Origin of the sequence: Priestia sp. RMT2NF4, assembly GCF_047872835.1 — a bacterium.
GTDB lineage: Bacteria > Bacillota > Bacilli > Bacillales > Bacillaceae_H > Priestia > Priestia zanthoxyli.
In genome coordinates, this window is sequence record NZ_JBLQZO010000004.1 from 124,826 (window position 1) to 143,321 (window position 18,496).

15 protein-coding genes are annotated in these 18,496 nt (G+C 38.3%); 14 read left to right on the forward strand and 1 reads right to left on the reverse strand.

Annotation, left to right across the window (positions count from 1 at the left end; genetic code table 11):
• Positions 1 to 21 precede the first annotated feature (21 nt).
• The 6 genes from ACMX9J_RS18195 (at position 22) to ACMX9J_RS18220 (ending at position 6,727) form a co-directional block, all read left to right on the forward strand.
• Entirely contained in the window at positions 22 to 1,251 is a 1,230-nt protein-coding gene (locus ACMX9J_RS18195; RefSeq protein ID WP_028411786.1) for an NAD(P)-dependent malic enzyme, read from the forward strand.
• Positions 1,252 to 1,330: 79 nt separating this feature from the next.
• Positions 1,331 to 1,933 carry a FadR/GntR family transcriptional regulator gene (locus ACMX9J_RS18200; RefSeq protein WP_047749768.1) on the forward strand — a complete coding sequence of 201 codons (603 nt, stop codon included), beginning with the start codon at positions 1,331 to 1,333 and terminating at the stop codon, positions 1,931 to 1,933.
• 226 nt (positions 1,934 to 2,159) lie between these two features.
• A complete protein-coding gene (gene accD, locus ACMX9J_RS18205) occupies positions 2,160 to 3,041 on the forward strand; it encodes an acetyl-CoA carboxylase, carboxyltransferase subunit beta (RefSeq protein WP_028411784.1) in 882 nt (293 codons plus the stop codon).
• Complete coding sequence (accA, locus tag ACMX9J_RS18210; protein WP_416226079.1) at positions 3,035 to 4,012, forward strand: acetyl-CoA carboxylase carboxyl transferase subunit alpha; 978 nt, start codon at positions 3,035 to 3,037, stop codon at positions 4,010 to 4,012. The genes accD and accA overlap by 7 nt, the downstream gene beginning before the upstream one ends.
• A 479-nt stretch (positions 4,013 to 4,491) precedes the next feature.
• On the forward strand, positions 4,492 to 6,252 hold the full coding sequence (pyk, locus tag ACMX9J_RS18215; protein WP_033579617.1) for a pyruvate kinase: 1,761 nt from the start codon (positions 4,492 to 4,494) through the stop codon (positions 6,250 to 6,252).
• An 82-nt stretch (positions 6,253 to 6,334) separates the two neighbouring features.
• A complete protein-coding gene (locus tag ACMX9J_RS18220) occupies positions 6,335 to 6,727 on the forward strand; it encodes an FxsA family protein (protein ID WP_033579618.1) in 393 nt (130 codons plus the stop codon).
• A gap of 39 nt (positions 6,728 to 6,766) precedes the next feature.
• On the opposite strand, the gene ytvI is transcribed toward ACMX9J_RS18220, so the two are convergent.
• Positions 6,767 to 7,876, reverse strand: a complete 1,110-nt coding sequence (ytvI, locus tag ACMX9J_RS18225) for a sporulation integral membrane protein YtvI (protein WP_047749773.1) — start codon at positions 7,874 to 7,876, stop codon at positions 6,767 to 6,769.
• Positions 7,877 to 7,989: 113 nt separating this feature from the next.
• Between ytvI and ACMX9J_RS18230 the strand changes: the two genes are divergently transcribed.
• The 8 genes from ACMX9J_RS18230 to polA all read left to right on the forward strand — a co-directional run bounded on the left by ACMX9J_RS18230 (position 7,990) and on the right by polA (position 18,491).
• Positions 7,990 to 8,451 carry a DUF441 domain-containing protein gene (locus tag ACMX9J_RS18230; RefSeq protein WP_098626999.1) on the forward strand — a complete coding sequence of 154 codons (462 nt, stop codon included), beginning with the start codon at positions 7,990 to 7,992 and terminating at the stop codon, positions 8,449 to 8,451.
• Positions 8,452 to 8,811: 360 nt separating this feature from the next.
• A complete protein-coding gene (gene citZ, locus ACMX9J_RS18235; protein WP_033579621.1) occupies positions 8,812 to 9,930 on the forward strand; it encodes a citrate synthase in 1,119 nt (372 codons plus the stop codon).
• Between the two features lie 74 nt (positions 9,931 to 10,004).
• On the forward strand, positions 10,005 to 11,297 hold the full coding sequence (gene icd / locus ACMX9J_RS18240; RefSeq protein ID WP_255906663.1) for an NADP-dependent isocitrate dehydrogenase: 1,293 nt from the start codon (positions 10,005 to 10,007) through the stop codon (positions 11,295 to 11,297).
• A gap of 28 nt (positions 11,298 to 11,325) precedes the next feature.
• On the forward strand, positions 11,326 to 12,264 hold the full coding sequence (mdh, locus tag ACMX9J_RS18245) for a malate dehydrogenase (protein WP_013059443.1): 939 nt from the start codon (positions 11,326 to 11,328) through the stop codon (positions 12,262 to 12,264).
• A gap of 133 nt (positions 12,265 to 12,397) precedes the next feature.
• Entirely contained in the window at positions 12,398 to 12,874 is a 477-nt protein-coding gene (locus tag ACMX9J_RS18250; RefSeq protein ID WP_416226080.1) for a MaoC family dehydratase, read from the forward strand.
• A 178-nt stretch (positions 12,875 to 13,052) separates the two neighbouring features.
• A complete protein-coding gene (locus ACMX9J_RS18255) occupies positions 13,053 to 13,769 on the forward strand; it encodes a response regulator transcription factor (protein ID WP_013085192.1) in 717 nt (238 codons plus the stop codon).
• Entirely contained in the window at positions 13,762 to 15,534 is a 1,773-nt protein-coding gene (gene pnpS, locus ACMX9J_RS18260) for a two-component system histidine kinase PnpS (RefSeq protein WP_028411777.1), read from the forward strand. The genes ACMX9J_RS18255 and pnpS overlap by 8 nt, the downstream gene beginning before the upstream one ends.
• A 329-nt stretch (positions 15,535 to 15,863) precedes the next feature.
• The gene (gene polA / locus ACMX9J_RS18265; RefSeq protein ID WP_034265607.1) at positions 15,864 to 18,491 is read left to right on the forward strand and encodes a DNA polymerase I; all 2,628 of its coding nucleotides are present in this window, start codon (positions 15,864 to 15,866) and stop codon (positions 18,489 to 18,491) included.
• Positions 18,492 to 18,496: the final 5 nt, after the last annotated feature.

Here is an 18,496-nt window from a genome sequence, read left to right on the forward strand (position 1 = left end):
GTTTATTGGGAGTGAAATTCATTGTCTTTACGTGAAGAAGCATTGCATATGCACCGCATTAACAAAGGTAAACTAGAATCAAAGTCCAAAATTCCTGTTCGAAACGCAGAGGATTTAAGCCTTGCTTATTCCCCTGGTGTAGCAGAACCTTGCAAAGAAATATATGATGATGTAAACAATGTATATGAATATACGATGAAAGGAAATATGGTAGCTGTTGTATCTGATGGCACTGCCGTATTGGGCTTGGGCAATATAGGCCCTGAAGCTGCTCTGCCAGTAATGGAAGGGAAAGCTGTCCTTTTTAAAAGTTTTGCCGGCGTAGATGCATTCCCAATTTGTTTAAACACGACAGATGTGGACAAAATTATAGAAACTGTTAAATTGCTAGAACCAACTTTTGGAGGCGTTAATTTAGAAGATATTGCGGCTCCTAACTGTTTTGAAATTGAAGAGCGGTTGAAAAAGGAAACAAATATCCCGGTTTTTCATGATGATCAGCATGGGACGGCTATTGTTACGGTAGCGGGTCTTCTTAATGCCCTGAAGCTGACAGGAAGAAAAATGTCACAAATCAAAGTAGTAGCGAATGGAGCAGGAGCTGCTGGCATTGCTATTATTAAATTATTATACAGCTATGGAGTGCGCGATATTATTATGTGTGATTCCAAAGGAACGATTTATGACAAGCGTCCTCACGGCATGAACCGTATAAAAGATGAAGTTGCAGCCTATACAAATCGAAGCAAAGTAGAAGGTACGTTAGCCGATGCGTTAGAAGAAGCTGATGTATTTATTGGAGTTTCGGTTGAAGGAGCACTCACATCGGAAATGATTGGAAAGATGAATCCAGACCCAATCATTTTTGCAATGGCAAATCCAGTGCCTGAAATTATGCCAGAAGAAGCTAAAAAAGCTGGCGCGAAAGTAATCGGCACCGGACGTTCAGATTTTCCTAATCAAGTGAACAATGTCTTAGCGTTTCCGGGGATATTCCGAGGTGCACTGGATGTGCGTGCTACTCATATTAATGAAAAAATGAAAATGGCTGCAGTTGAGGCCATTGCTAATTTAATTACGGAAGAGGACTTGAATACAGACTATGTAATTCCAGGGCCATTTGATGCACGAGTGGCTCCGGCAGTAGCCGCAGCTGTTGCAAAAGCAGCTATGGAAACAGGCGTTGCCCGAATAAAAGTAAAGCCAGAAGCCGTAGCTGAAAATACACGCCGTTTAGCGATTATTGAATAAGGTTACATCAACTGTTCTTTGACAGGCATGATGCTTCAAGCATGCCTGTTAAAGTAATGTAAAGTGAGTGGTAATAAACTTGAAGAATGAACGTTCAAAAGTATATGTAGAAATTCTAAAACAAATTCGCCAGCTAATGGAAGATGATCGTTTAACTACGGGTGATAAAATCCCGTCAGAACGAGAGCTTTCTGAACGGTTAGGCGCAGGACGTTCTTCCGTTCGAGAAGCGCTCAGAGCGTTAGAGCTAATTGGGCTGATTGAAACTAGAAGAGGTGAAGGTACGTTTATTAAAGAAGTGGGAGATCATCAATTTATTGATTTATTAGCTACTTTTTTAATACAAGACGGCAAAACAAAGTCAGACTTAATTCAGACGAGATATATTCTGGAAAAAAGCTGTTTGTTTTCTGTTTTAGCGGAACAGAACAAAATCAATGTTTCAAAAGTAATTCAAAAGCAGAATGACGATCGCTTAAAGAACTTGTTTGACTATTTGTTTTCTTTGCAGGCTAATCGGCTATTGCACCGAATTTGGCTGATTATTTGCCGCTTTTCTCAAACCTTTCAACAAAACTCAGCGCCAAGCGACACTCTTATAAATGAATTAGTAGAGGCGCTAGTTAAAAAAGATGAAGCAGCTGTATTAAATCTTCACCATCAGTGCTACAAACAAGTGTGAAAGAAGGAATTTGTCGAAAGAGACATGCCATCTTTCTACACAAAATCAAACCGTCATCTAGTAAAGTAAATAGCAACTAATAAAGTGAAGCGAATAATTCATCCAATTTTTTCTTATATGTCGCTTGTTTTTGCGTTTGAGACGGGCTTTCATAACGTGTAAAGTAGAAGAAGAGGAAGAAGAAAGGTTCTTATGTTAAAGAAAAGAACCAAAAGGAGGTTACACCTTGTTACGAGATTTATTTACAAAAAACACTAAAACTCCAAAAAAACGAAAATATGCTACGATTCCTTCTGAGCATATGAGACAAGATGTACCTGAAGGGATTATGACCAAGTGTAAAAAGTGTAAGAAAATCATGTATACAAAAGAGTTAAATAAAAACTTAAAAGTATGCTTAAACTGTGGATATCATCATCAAATGACAGCACCAGAGCGTATTGAAAGCTTGATTGACAGCGGTACGTTTGTTGAATACGACAAAGATATGACGTCAGAAAATCCTCTTGGATTCCCGGATTATCTTGAAAAGCTCGAAAAAGATCGTGAGAAAACTAATTTAAGTGAAGCGATTGTTACGGGTGAAGGAGATATTGAAGGAATTAAAGTAGTGGTTGCTGTTATGGATTCACATTTCCGTATGGGAAGCATGGGCTCTGTAGTAGGTGAGAAAATTACTCGCGCCATTGAAAAAGCAAAGGAAATGCATGTCCCATTCCTTATTTTTACAGCTTCAGGCGGTGCACGTATGCAAGAAGGTGTTCTGAGCTTGATGCAAATGGCTAAAACTAGCGCAGCCCTTAAAATGTTCAGTGACGAAGGCGGCTTAATCATTTCGATCATGACACATCCTACTACGGGAGGAGTGTCAGCAAGCTTTGCTTCGCTAGGCGATTATAATTTAGCCGAGCCGGGCGCGTTAATTGGCTTTGCTGGAAGACGTATTATTGAACAAACAATTAGAGAAGAGCTTCCAGAAGATTTTCAGACGTCTGAATTTCTGTTGAAGCATGGTCAATTAGATGGAGTTATTGACCGTCACGATTTAAAAGACACGTTAACAACTATTTTAGATATACACGTAGCAGGAGGTGACATCGAGTGGTAAGTGAATTAGAGTTTGAACGTCCAATTGTTGAGTTACGCGACAAGATTGCAGAACTGAAAGAGTTTGCTAAAAATACAGAAGTGGATTTATCTAGCGAAATTGATAAGTTGGAAAAGCGCTTAGAAAAAGTAGAAAACGATATTTACAATCATCTAAGCCCGTGGAACCGTGTTCAAATTGCTCGTCATCCTGAGCGTCCTACAACACTCGATTATATTACTCGCTTGTTTACAAACTTTTTAGAGTGTCATGGCGATCGCTTTTATGGAGATGATGAAGCAATCGTAGGAGGAATTGCCAAGTTTAATGGCGTGCCTGTTACCGTGATTGGACATCAGAGAGGTAAAGATACGAAAGAAAATATTCGTCGTAATTTTGGTATGCCTCATCCTGAAGGCTACCGTAAAGCACTGCGTCTAATGAAGCAAGCGGAGAAATTTAACCGCCCAATTATTTGCTTTATTGATACAAAAGGAGCTTATCCAGGAAAAGCGGCAGAAGAACGCGGACAAAGCGAAGCTATTGCGAAAAATCTTTTCGAAATGGCTGGCTTAACTGTACCTGTTATTTGTATTGTCATTGGAGAAGGAGGAAGCGGAGGAGCCTTGGCATTAGGTTTAGGAAATCACCTTCATATGCTTGAGAACTCGACGTACTCAGTTATTTCTCCAGAAGGAGCGGCTGCCATTCTTTGGAAAGATTCTTCTCTTGCGAAAAAAGCTGCTGAAACGATGAAGATTACAGCACCAGATTTGAAAGAACTGGGTATTGTAGATGAAATGGTTTCAGAGGTAAAAGGCGGAGCTCATCGAGATATCGATGCACAAGCTGGATACATGGAAAGCATTATTAAGAACTCATTGAAAGAACTGATGAATTTATCAAAAGAAGAGCTAGTGGAAGAGCGTTATTTAAAATACAAAAAAATCGGACAATTTGCAGCTGAAAACGATGCCATTACTATAAAATAAAGAAACGTGCACTCTTGAAAAATAAGGGTGCGCGTTTTTGTGCGGTTTGTATAGCCCTTCTCTATTGTGTTTACAAGTTCTTCGTGGTATTTTATAGACAGCAAAAACCTTTAAGTAAAAGTAGAAAAAGAGTGTTTTTAAAAAAATTCCTATGGTTATTAGCAGCTGTGCGAGCGTTTGTCTTTTCTCTAAAACGTGAGATATATAAGACAAATCAGGCAGCAAGTATTGCTGTATGAATTGCAGGGAATAGTAAAACAAGAAGCAAACGATGAAGAAATTCATCGTTAAAGTGCTGTGTATTTGTTTGCTATTTGATTCAGCGCTATGTAGGTATTTCATAAGTTACACGTAAAGCAAGGTGAACAGGTTAAGGCAACAAAATATTTGTTCACAGCCTGCTTGTAAAAGGTTAGTAAAGGAAATAGCTGTTTGCTCTACCTAAAGAGTAAATAGTAAATATATAGGAGGAAATTTGAATGCGTAAAACTAAAATTGTATGTACTATTGGACCAGCGAGTGAAAGTGTAGAAAAATTAGTTGAACTAATTAACTCAGGCTTAAACGTTTGTCGCCTAAACTTCTCTCACGGTGACTTTGAAGAGCATGGTGCACGTATCGTTAACATTCGTGAAGCTGCGAAACAAACAGGTAAAACAGTAGGTATCTTACTTGATACAAAAGGACCTGAAATTCGTACAAACACAATGGAAAATGGTGCAATTGAGTTAGAAGAAGGCGCTGAAATCATTGTTTCTATGACAGAAGTAGTGGGAACAACTGAAAAATTCTCAATTACATATCCAGGTCTAATTGATGACGTACACGTAGGATCAAAAATCCTTTTAGATGACGGTTTAATCGGTCTTGAAGTACTAGACATCAATAAAACTGATGGTGAAATCAAAACGAAAGTACTTAACCCTGGTACATTAAAAAATAAAAAAGGTGTAAACGTGCCAAACGTAAGTGTAAACCTTCCTGGTATCACTGAAAAAGATGCAAACGATATTGTATTTGGTATCGAACAAGGCATTGATTTTATCGCTGCTTCTTTTGTGCGTCGTGCATCTGATGTATTAGAAATTCGTGAACTACTAGAAAAACACAATGCAGCTCACATTCAAATCATCTCAAAAATCGAAAACCAAGAAGGCGTAGATAACATCAAAGAAATCCTTGAAGTTTCAGACGGCTTAATGGTTGCTCGTGGTGACTTAGGAGTAGAAATTCCTGCTGAAGAAGTACCATTAGTACAAAAAGATCTAATCAAACAATGTAATGCACTTGGCAAACCAGTTATTACAGCTACACAAATGCTTGATTCAATGCAACGCAACCCGCGCCCGACTCGTGCGGAAGCAAGTGACGTTGCCAATGCTATTTTTGATGGTACAGATGCAATTATGTTATCTGGTGAAACAGCTGCGGGTTCTTACCCAGTTGAAGCTGTACAAACAATGCATTCAATCGCTTCTCGTGCTGAGCAAGCTCTAAACTACTCTGAGATTTTACAACAGCGCAGCAAGCAAGTTGGCCCATCTATTACAGATGCAATCGGACAATCTGTTGTACACACAGCGCTTAACTTAAACGCTAGTGCAATCGTAGCGCCAACAGAAAGTGGTTATACAGCGAAAATCGTTTCTAAATATCGTCCGCAATCTCCAATCGTAGCTGTTGCAGCAAACGATTCTGTTGCACGTCGTCTTTCTCTAGTATGGGGTGTTACACCAGTTGTTGGTGAGCGCGTAAGTACAATTGACGATATGTTAGATCACGCTGTAAATGACGCAGTAAAAACAGGCGTTGTAGCACACGGTGATTTAGTTGTTATTACTGCTGGTGTTCCAGTTGGAGAATCAGGTGCAACGAACTTAATGAAAGTTCAAGTTGTAGGTGACGTTCTGGCTAAAGGACAAGGAATTGGTCGTAAAGCAGCAGTTGGTAAAGTAGTTATTGCTAAAACTGCTGAAGAAGCAAATGCAAAAATGACTGAAGGTGCTATCCTTGTTACAAACAGCACAGATCGCGATATGATCAGTGCAATCGAAAAAGCAGGGGCTCTTATTACGGAAGAAGGCGGTCTAACAAGCCATGCAGCTGTAGTAGGATTAAACTTAAGCATTCCTGTCATTGTAGGTGTAGAAAACGCAACAAGCGTATTCTCAGAAGATCAAGATATTACAGTTGATGCTTCACGTGGTGTTGTATACAACGGACACGCAAGCGTACTGTAAGAAACACGTAGATGATTGAAAAAAAGAGAAGGGGAAATCCTTCTCTTTTTGTTTAGGCAATTCAATAAGCGAAGAGGTGATGATGGTGAGGAAGCTTCTTCCGCTCCTTCTTATTGTACCTGCTGTTGAGGTAATGATTTTGATTTATTCAAGTCATCTCATTGGTGTAATGTCAACATTTTTACTGATTATTGCTACCAGTTTTATTGGTGCGTTTCTAGCGAAAAAACAAGGAACATCTCTTTTTCAAAAAGCACAGCGTCAGATGAGCCAAGGACATGTTCCAAGCGGTGAAATCCTTGATGGTATGTGTGTACTATTTGGCGGTTTGTTTCTACTGTTTCCAGGCTTCTTGACAGATGTTGTAGGCTTTATCTTTTTACTGCCGTTTACACGCAAAATCGTTAAGCCTTTCCTTTTAACGTGGCTAAGAAGATTTTTTCAAGGACGTAATCGAATGACGATTATTCGTTAACTAGAAAGTGTGTGAAAGAAGCTTCTTTCACACACTTTTTCATTTTCCTATAATAAACTGCCACGTTTCTTTAAAAACCCCCGTTGTATGAAGTGTTTTTAGAATAACAAGAATAACAGGGCCAACTATTAATCCAAAAAATCCAATCAATTGATATCCTACAAATAAAGCAATTAATGTAGCAAGAGGGTCAAGACCAATGCTCGATGACAGAATCTTGGGCTCCATAATTTGTCGCTGCACAAGTACTACAGCATATAGTACCGAAAGTCCTACAGCAAATGACACATTATCTGTTGCAAACGCATAAATCATCCAAGGAACAAAAACCAGTCCTGTTCCGAGGTAAGGAAGAATATCTACTAAGCCGATTAATAAAGCGACTGTAATAGCATAATCAACCTTAAGAACAAGTAAACCAAAAAGAACGATGATGGTGGTAATCGAAATAAGCGTAAGCTGAGCTTTAATAAAACCAAACAGTGCATTTTTAAGCTCCATAACAACTGTCTGTCCATTTTCTCTTACTTTTTTAGGAATAAACACGCTGCTTTTAGCCATCAGCTTGTACCAATCTTTACTAATAAAAAAAGTAGCCAGCAATGAAAAAATAATCACAGTAGCTGCATTAGGCAATACGGATAAAAATACTGGGATGCTTTGCAATACATTTTGCAGAAAATCGCCCACCGTTTGAGCGATATGGTTGCCTACCCCTTTAATGTTCGATAAAATAGTTGCTTGCTGACCGGTATTTAAGTTATTAAACATAGAAGTAATGCGTTCATAAAACGGAAGTATTTGTTCTGTAGCAATATTTTCAATAAATATGACCACTTCTTTGAAATTTGTGGGAACAACTTTCGCTAAATACGTACTTCCTGCAATAATTTCTGTGATAAGTAACGTAATAAGTCCAGCCAAAAGAGAGAAGATAAGAACCATTGACAGTAAAACAGCTAAGTAGCGTGGTAAGCGCAGCTTTAATTCAAATAGATTAACCATAGGATTTATAAAAAAAGCGATGCAGCAGGCGATAATAAATGGATAGAGGAGAGAAGAGACATAATAACTAAGAAATACAGCTGCTGCAATAATTACCAACACACAAGCTAAGCGAAATAGGCGATGTAAATGAAGCTTGTACACAATAAATAGAGGCCTCCTTGTAAACGATAGTCAACAAAAGAAAAAGCTACTCATAAAATAGTTACGTAATACGCTTTAGAATTATCACAATAAAAAAAGAAAGGATGAGTAAAATGTTTTCACAACCGATGCTTTTTTTAGCTGTTTTACTCGTAATTGGATTAGTGGCTAAAAATCAATCATTAATCATTGCAGTTGCATTTTTACTTATTTTAAAATTAATCGGGTTAGACAGTAAGTTTTTTCCTTTTCTACAATCAAAAGGAATTAATATTGGGGTAACGGTGATTACAATTGCCGTTCTTGTGCCAATTGCAACAGGAGACATAGGGTTTAAACAATTAGGAGAAGCTGTGAAATCTTCTTATGCCTGGATTGCTCTAGGAGCCGGCATTGCTGTAGCAATTATTGCCAAATATGGGCTTACGCTCTTGGAAGATGATCCGCATATTACGACCGCTTTAGTTTTTGGCACAATTCTTGCTGTGGCGCTGTTTCAAGGGGTAGCAGTAGGTCCGTTAATCGGTGCTGGAATTGCTTATTTATTTATGAAATTAACTGAACTTTTTTCGTAGAAATTTTTGTATAATAATAATTTTTTTAAAATTTCTTCTCTCTTTTGATTCACAAAAGTCAGATAATTGTTTATAATATATTTTGAGGCCGCATCTTTTTACATACAATTGTATGTTTTACCTATAGGGCTGTAACAAAGCAATGACACATGCAGATGTTTTAATTTTGTGTGTTATTGAAACAAATGGAAATGTAAGCATTTTCTTTACGTGGGGTGAAGGAATGTTCTTCCAAGATATATATTCAAAAGAGGCGCTTCGTATATCATTTAATGTCTAGTTGAGCAGAAGCTCAATTTTGTTTTTCACGTTTTACACAGAAAGGTATGGGGAATTTTTTCTGTAAAGGAGTGGAGATTTATGACAGCAACTCGAGGTCTAGAAGGGGTAGTCGCTACAACGTCAGCAGTAAGTTCAATTATTGATGACACTTTAACATATCAAGGCTACAATATTGATGATTTAGCGAATTATGCAACATTTGAAGAAGTGGTGTATTTACTATGGCACGGAAAATTACCTAATAAAGAAGAATTATCTGTGTTTTCTAGATTACTAGCAGAAAACGCTAAATTACCCCAAGAAGTCTTAAATCATTTCAAAACTTATCCAATTCAAGATGTTCATCCAATGGCAGCTTTAAGAACAGTCGTATCACTATTGGGGTTGTACGATCCTGAAGCTGATTTAATGGATGAAGAAGCAAATTATCGCAAAGCTGTTCGTTTGCAAGCACAATTACCAACAGTGGTGACGGCTTTTTCAAGAGTTCGCAACGGATTAGAGCCAATTGAGCCAAACGAAAATTATAGCATTGCCGCTAACTTTTTATATATGTTAACCGGCGAAGAGCCAACTGATATCCAAGTAGAAGCGTTTGATAAAGCACTTGTCTTACACGCTGACCATGAGCTAAATGCTTCAACTTTTACAGCGCGTGTCTGTGTGGCAACGTTATCCGATATTTATTCAGGGATTACAGCCGCTATTGGGGCGTTAAAGGGTCCTCTTCACGGGGGAGCGAATGAAGCTGTTATGAAAATGTTGTCTGACATTCAAACAGTTGAAAACGCAGAACCTTACATTCGCGAAAAGCTCGCGAAAAAAGAAAAGATTATGGGATTTGGACATCGTGTGTATCAGCAGGGTGATCCTCGTGCCAAGCACTTGAAAGAAATGTCTGAAAAACTTACAAAACAAGCAGGAGATACAACGCTATACGATATGTCAGTGAAAATTGAGGAAATCGTAACAGGCGAGAAGAAGCTTCCGCCAAACGTTGATTTCTATTCAGCTTCTGTATACCACAGCTTAGGTATTGATCACGATTTATTTACTCCGATTTTTGCCGTAAGCCGCGTATCAGGATGGATTGCTCACATTTTAGAGCAGTATTCAAACAATCGTTTGATTCGTCCAAGAGCTGATTATATCGGTCCTGGAAAACAAACGTACATTCCGCTTGAAGAGCGCAGCTAAACAATGTGACGAAGGTGCTCACGTTCGTTGAGCACTTTTCCATAAGTGAAAGTAGACAATTTTTTAAGGAGGTCATTCTCATGACAAAAGGTGAACAAATTTCTGTAGCAAACGGCGTTTTAAACGTACCAAATAACCCAATTATTCCATTTATCGAAGGTGACGGAATTGGTCCGGATATCTGGGCAGCAGCTTCCCGCGTATTAGAAGCAGCAGTTGCAAAAGCATACAGTGGTGAAAAAGAAATCGTTTGGAAAGAAGTATTAGCAGGTGAAAAAGCATTTAATCAAACTGGCGAATGGTTACCGGAAGAAACGTTAGATGCAATTCGCGAATACATAATTGCAATCAAAGGACCATTAACGACACCAGTAGGCGGTGGAATTCGTTCTCTAAACGTGGCATTGCGTCAAGAATTAGACTTATTCACATGCTTACGTCCTGTTCGCTACTTTGACGGCGTACCTTCTCCAATTAAGCGCCCAGAAGATACAGATATGGTTATCTTCCGTGAAAATACTGAAGATATTTATGCTGGTATTGAATATGCGAAGGGTTCTGAAGAAGTACAAAAACTTGTTTCATTCCTACAAACGGAATTAGGCGTAAATAAAATCCGTTTCCCTGAAACTTCTGGATTAGGTATTAAGCCTATTTCTTCTGAAGGAACAGAGCGTCTTGTGCGTGCAGCAATCAACTATGCGATTGAACAGGGCCGCAAGTCTGTTACGCTTGTACACAAAGGTAACATTATGAAATATACAGAAGGCGCATTTAAAAATTGGGGCTATGAGCTAGCTGAAAAAGAATTCGGCGATAAAGTATTTACTTGGGCTCAATATGACCGCATCGTTGAAAAAGAAGGTGCACAAGCTGCAAACAAAGCTCAAGCAGAAGCGGAAGCAGCAGGAAAAATTATTGTAAAAGATTCTATTGCAGATATCTTCTTACAACAAATTTTAACTCGTCCACGTGAATTCGATGTAGTAGCAACAATGAACTTAAATGGAGATTACATTTCAGATGCATTAGCAGCACAAGTTGGCGGTATCGGAATTGCTCCAGGAGCAAACATCAACTATGAAACTGGACATGCTATCTTTGAAGCAACTCACGGTACAGCACCTAAATATGCTGGTTTAGATAAAGTAAACCCATCTTCTGTATTATTATCAGGTGTGTTAATGCTTGAACACCTTGGCTGGAATGAAGCAGCGGATCTAATCATGAAATCAATGGAAAAAACAATTGCTTCAAAAGTAGTAACATATGATTTCGCACGTTTAATGGACGGCGCAACAGAAGTGAAGTGTTCAGAGTTTGCTGATGAATTAATTAGCAATCTAGGAAAACAAGTAACAGTTTAATAGCTATTCATTTAGGGGAGGAATTATAATGGCAAATATGCGTAAAAAAGTATCTGTTATCGGAGCGGGCTTTACGGGAGCTACAACTGCTTTTTTAATTGGTCAAAAAGAATTAGCTGATGTTGTATTAGTTGATATTCCGCAATTAGAAAATCCAGCTAAAGGTAAAGCGCTGGATATGTTAGAAGCAAGTCCTGTACAAGGCTTTGACGCTAACATTACAGGAACAGCCAACTACGAAGACACAGCTGATTCTGACATTGTCATTATTACAGCTGGTATCGCGCGTAAGCCAGGTATGAGTCGCGATGATTTAGTCACAACGAACCAAAAAATTATGAAGTCTGTTACTCAAGAAGTTGTTAAATACTCGCCAAACTGTCACATTATCGTGTTAACAAACCCGGTAGATGCTATGACGTACACAGTATTTAAAGAATCTGGTTTTCCTAAAAACCGCGTAATCGGTCAATCAGGCGTATTAGATTCTGCACGTTTCCGTACGTTCGTAGCGCAGGAGTTAAACATTTCAGTGAAAGATATCACAGGTTTTGTACTTGGTGGACATGGCGACGATATGGTACCTCTTGTACGCTACTCATATGCTGGTGGTATTCCTCTTGAAACGCTTATTCCAAAAGCGCGTCTTGAAGCAATTGTTGAAAGAACACGCAAAGGCGGCGGCGAGATCGTTAACTTATTAGGCAACGGAAGTGCGTACTACGCTCCTGCTGCTTCTTTAGTGGAAATGACAGAAGCGATCTTAAAAGATCAGCGTCGTATTTTACCAGCGATTGCTTACCTAGAGGGTGAATATGGTTATAACGGCATCTACTTAGGTGTTCCGACCGTATTAGGAGCTGCAGGAATTGAGCAAGTAATTGAATTAGAACTTACTGATTCTGAAAAAGCTGCGTTAGATCAATCAGCAAAATCAGTCAAAACTGTCATGGGTGTATTAGCTTAATACAATAAAGTAGGTTTGAGTATAGGTTTTTATAGATATTCAAACAATAGTCACAAGGAAAATTCGAGGGAAACCTCGAATTTTTCTTGTATATAAAGAAAAACTATTACTTTATACAAAAGGTGGAATGATGATGGTATTAGGTAAAAAACAAAAAATAGGTCGAAGTATTGAAGATATAAAAGTTGGAGAAAAATTAACGCTAACTGAACGAATTGAAGATAAAGATATCTTATTGTACTTAGGGCTGACAAATGATTCTAACCCTTTATACATTCAGCATGATTATGCATCTCAGACACCTTTTAAGAAACCTATTGTGCCAAGCATTATGATTACCGGTATTATGACAGCAGCCATTTCAAAGTACTTGCCCGGACCTGGAAGCCATGTTGCAGAACATACGGTTGCCTTTCCCCAAAAAATTCATCATTATAGTACGATTGAATTTTTATTTGAAGTCACAGAGGTAGATGTTTCTTCTAAAACTGTTACGATTGAAGTAGAAGCGGTCAATGAACAAAAAGAGAAAGTAGTAACGGCTCGGTTTCTTGTGTATCCGCCGCTTAGACTTCCATCAGTAGAGACACATGACTTTGAAAATTTTTAAAACGCCCTAAATATTGATAAATATAGAAGAAGCTCTTTAGCCATATTTTCTGAAAATGTTGAAATGTATTGGAGAACGAGGCTAAAACATTGTATGATAAGAGAAGATAAATAGAAAATAATATCATTTGGGTGAAGCTGCGGTTTAATTTAACTAGATGGAGGCTTATATCGTTAATATGAGTAAGAAATTATTAGTCGTAGATGATGAACAATCAATTTCAACATTATTACAATATAATTTACAACAAGCTGGCTTTACAGTAGAAACAGCTGAAGACGGGGAAGAAGGATACAACAAGGCATTAGAAGGAAAACCTGATTTAATTGTGTTAGACTTGATGCTTCCTAAAATGGATGGAATTGAAGTTTGTAAAAAGCTTCGTCAGCAAAAAGTGATGACGCCTATTTTAATGTTAACTGCAAAAGACGATGAGTTTGACAAGGTATTAGGGCTAGAACTTGGCGCAGATGACTACATGACGAAACCATTTAGTCCTCGAGAAGTAGTAGCCCGTGTAAAAGCCATTTTACGCAGAACACAAATTATTGCTCAGGAAAATGAACAGGAGGAAGATGGCGAACGCATCATGATTGGTGATTTAAAAATTCTTCCAGATCATTATGAGGCCTACTTTAATCAAGAGCAGCTTGAGCTTACTCCGAAAGAATTCGAGTTATTATTATATTTGGCAAAATACAAAGGACGGGTATTAACTCGTGATCAGCTGCTGAGTGCAGTGTGGAATTATGATTTTGCCGGAGATACGCGAATTGTAGATGTGCACATCAGCCATCTGCGTGAGAAAATTGAACATAATACGCGAAAACCGGTTTATATAAAAACGATTAGAGGATTAGGATATAAGCTGGAGGAACCAAAGGTAGATGAATAAATTTCGTTCAAGGCTACTTTTGGCTCTATTAGTACTTATTATTATTGTATTAGTAGGTCTTGGCCTGCTGCTGGGGCAGTTGTTTAAAAACTTTTATTTTCAAACGTTTCAAGAGCGAATGGAAAAAGAAGCAAAGCTTGTGGAAATGTACATTAGTGAAGAAGGCATCACAAGTCCTGCTTTAAAATCTAAAGTTGATCAAATCAGTCATTCGCTAAGTGTACGAACGACTGTCGTTCAAAAAGATGGAAAAATATTAGTTGACTCAAATCCAGGTAGCAAGCAGCAAAGAATCGAAAAAAGTATTGTAATCCAACAAGTATTAAAAAAGCAGTTAAACAGCAAAAAAAGCTTTGATCAAATTAAAGAAGATTACGACTTATATTACTATGGTATCCCGCTTATTATAGAAGGTAAGCAAGAGGGATTTGTTGTTTTGAGTACATCGTTTGATTCATTAAAACAAGTAAATCAGCAAATCTGGGGGCTTCTTATTGGAAGCTTAGGTCTAGCTTTGATTGTGATTTTACTCTTAGGTGTAAAGATTATGGGGCGCTATACCCGTCCTATTGAATCGGCAACCAAGGTGGCTATGGAACTTGCAAAAGGGAATTATAAAGCTCGTACATATGAAGATTATGTAGATGAAACAGGGATGCTGAGTCAGTCTATTAACGCACTTGCTCGTAATCTGCAAGAGTCTATCACTAATCAAGAAATGCAGCAGGACAGGCTGCGCACGCTAATTGAAAATATGGGAAGCGGTATGCTTCTTATCGATAGTCGAGGCTATATAAACTTAGTGAACCGAGCTTATAAAGAGCAGTTTCATATACATCCGGACGACTTCCTTTATCACTTGTATTATGAGGTATTTGAGCACAAAGAAATCATTAAACTTGTGGAAAAAATATTTATGACCGAAGTAAAGGTTCGAAAACAAGTCGTTTTGCCTTTAAATATTGAACGAAGATATTTTGATGTTTACGGAGCGCCGATTATTGGCTTAAACGATGAATGGAAAGGCATTGTGCTTGTTTTCCATGATATTACCGAGCTGAAAAAACTAGAACAAGTGCGCCGTGACTTTGTAGCGAATGTGTCTCATGAACTAAAAACACCTATTACGTCCATTAAAGGGTTTAGTGAGACATTGTTAGACGGTGCCATGGAAGATCCAAAGCTGCGAGAGCAGTTTCTATCTATTATTCTAACGGAAAGCCAGCGCATGGAGAGCCTGATTCAAGATCTTTTGGATTTATCTAAAGTTGAACAGCAAGGTTTTAAACTAAGCATTCATTCAGTAGATTTGAATACCCTTCTCTATGAGGTCATAACAGTGCTATCGAACCGAGCGAATGAAAAAGAAATCACTCTAACGTTAGATACGCTTCCTGAAGAAGCGTGGATTGATGGTGACAGTCAGCGCCTTATGCAAGTGTTCGTTAACTTAATTGGCAATGCGCTCATGTATACAATGCCTGGAGGAACCGTTCACGTTTCGCTTGAAGAGGAAGAAGAAACGATTACGGTTCATGTTCAAGATACAGGTATCGGTATTGATTCTGATGAAATTTCACGTATTTTTGAGCGTTTTTACAGAGTAGATAAAGCAAGAAGCCGCAATTCCGGAGGAACAGGTCTTGGATTAGCAATTGTTAAACATCTTGTTGAAGCTCATAAAGGGGAAATTGAAGTGAAAAGTGAAGTCAATAAAGGGACAACTTTTTCGGTGAAGCTGCACAAGTATTTGCCGCAGATGTAAAATGTTTACGTTCCTTTTACAATTTATTTAATGTAGCTTAATAATTAATTGATACAATTTTTCATGGAAACCCCTTCATCCAAGGAGCCAATATGTAAGGCGAAAATAGCTTTAACCGTGCTATTTTCGCCGATTCTTTTTGACAATTTCTATCCATTCACATGCTACACCGCCTAAAATAACCAGGCGGTGTTTTTTATTTTATGATGTATAGATCTTATCACCATATGAAAATAAAACGTTGAATTCAAGAGTACTTTTTGTCCTTAAAGCTTATTGTTTGCTAAAATAAAGGTAAGATAAGAAGAGAGCGAAATGGAGGAACATGAATGACACAAAAACTAGTATTAATTGACGGGAATAGTATTGCCTACCGTGCATTTTTTGCTTTGCCGCTTTTAAACAATGATAAAGGAATACATACAAATGCCATATACGGCTTTACTACAATGCTGACACGTATTTTAGAGGAAGAGAAGCCAACGCATTTACTGGTGGCTTTTGATGCAGGGAAAACAACGTTTCGTCACAAAACATTTACAGAATATAAAGGAGGCAGACAAAAGACGCCTCCTGAACTTTCAGAGCAGTTTCCCTTTATTCGTGAGTTATTAGATGCATATGGAATTAAGCGCTATGAACTGCCTGAGTACGAAGCAGATGATATTATCGGTACACTTTCAAAACAAGCAGAACAAAAAGGAATGGCCGTGAAAGTCATTTCCGGTGATAAAGATTTACTTCAGCTTGTGTCAGAGCATGTAACCGTAGATATTACGAGAAAAGGAATTACGGATGTGGATTCCTATACGCCTGCAGCCATTGATGAAAAATATGGAATCACGGCTGCGCAAATCATTGATATGAAGGGTCTTATGGGAGACAGCTCAGATAATATCCCAGGTGTGCCTGGAGTTGGAGAAAAAACAGCCTTAAAGCTATTAAAAGAGTTTGAAACCGTTGAAAATGTATTGCAATCTATCGATCAAGTCAGCGGTAAAAAATTAAAAGAAAAGCTAGAAGATAATCGTGAATCAGCCATCATGAGTAAAAAGCTTGCAACTATTTATTGCGAAGCGCCTCTTGAAGTATCTGTAGAAGATGCGAAATATGACGGGTTTGAATCTTCAAAGGTCATCTCTTTATTTAAAGAGCTTGGGTTTAATTCTCTGCTTGCTAAATTTGGTGAATCAGCAGAAGAGGAAGCAGATTTTGAAGAACTGACGTTTGAAATAGTGCAGGAAGTTCACGATGATATGTTAACAAGCGAAGCAGCTCTGATCGTAGAAGGTTATGAAGAAAACTATCATCACAATCAGCTGCTCGGTTTTGGAATCAGCAACAAAAACGGCCACTATTTTATTGATAAAGACACAGCTCTTTCATCTTCCAAGTTTACAGCATGGCTAGAAGATGAAGATGTAAAAAAGACGGTATTTAATGGAAAACGTACGATTGTATCGTTAAAATGGGCGGGGCATGAAATTAAAGGAATTGAACATGATGTAATGATTGCTTCTTACATCTTAAATCCCGCTGAAGCAAATGATGACCTAGCGACAATTGCAAAATTAAAAGGATATCATCAAGTGCAATCAGATGAAGCTGTGTATGGAAAAGGAGCTAAGCGAAGCATTGCGGAAGCTGCTCAGCTAGCTGAGCATGTTATAAGAAAAGCAGCCGCCGTAGCTTATTTAAAAGAAGTGTTGGAAAAAGAATTGGTTGAAAATGAACAGTTTGAGCTGTTTGAAAAGCTTGAAATGCCTCTTGCCATTGTCCTTGCCGATATGGAATATCAAGGGGTGAAAATTGATCGGGCGCGTTTGGATGAAATGGGCGAAGATCTTCGAGAACAGCTTGAAAAAATTGAAGCGAAAATCTACGAATACGCTGGACAAGAATTCAATATTAATTCACCAAAGCAGCTAGGAGTTGTTCTTTTTGAAAAAATGCAGCTTCCAGTCATAAAGAAAACAAAAACAGGCTATTCCACATCAGCTGATGTATTAGAGCAATTAGCTAGCGCCCATGATATTATCCCAGAGATTTTACAATACCGTCAGCTAGGAAAATTACAGTCTACGTATATCGAAGGGTTAAAAAAGGTTATTCATGAAAGCGATGGAAAAGTTCATACCCGCTTTAATCAAACGTTAACTCAAACGGGAAGGTTAAGCTCAGTAGATCCTAACTTGCAAAACATCCCGATTCGTCTTGAAGAAGGTAAAAAAATAAGAGGTGCGTTCGTGCCTTCACAGCCTGATTGGTTAATATTTGCGGCGGATTATTCACAAATTGAGCTGCGCGTACTGGCTCATATTGCAAATGATGAAAAGCTAATTGATGCGTTTAAGCATGACTTAGATATTCATACGAAAACAGCGATGGATGTGTTCCACGTCGAAAGAGAAGAAGTAACGTCGAATATGCGCCGTCAGGCTAAAGCAGTTAATTTTGGAATCGTCTATGGCATCAGTGATTACGGTTTATCGCAAAGTTTAGGAATTACAAGAAAAGCAGCGGCTACTTTTATTGAACGCTATTTAAAAAGCTTCCCGGGTGTACAGGAGTATATGGATACGATTGTGCGCGATGCAAAAGAAAAGGGATACGTAACAACGCTCTTGCACCGCCGCCGTTACTTGCCTGAAATCACGAGCCGAAACTTTAACCTCCGCAGCTTTGCTGAGCGTACAGCTATGAATACGCCTATTCAAGGGACAGCAGCTGACATTATTAAAAAAGCAATGATTGAAATGGATAAGCGCTTAAAAGATGAAAATCTTCAGGCTAAGCTGCTGCTTCAAGTACACGATGAGCTGATTTTTGAAGCCCCAGAAGAAGAAATTAAAATTTTAGAGAAAATCGTACCAGAAGTAATGGAGCATGCTTTAGAGCTAGAAGTTCCGTTGAAAGTAGATTATTCTTACGGAAAGACTTGGTACGAAGCAAAGTAGTGGAA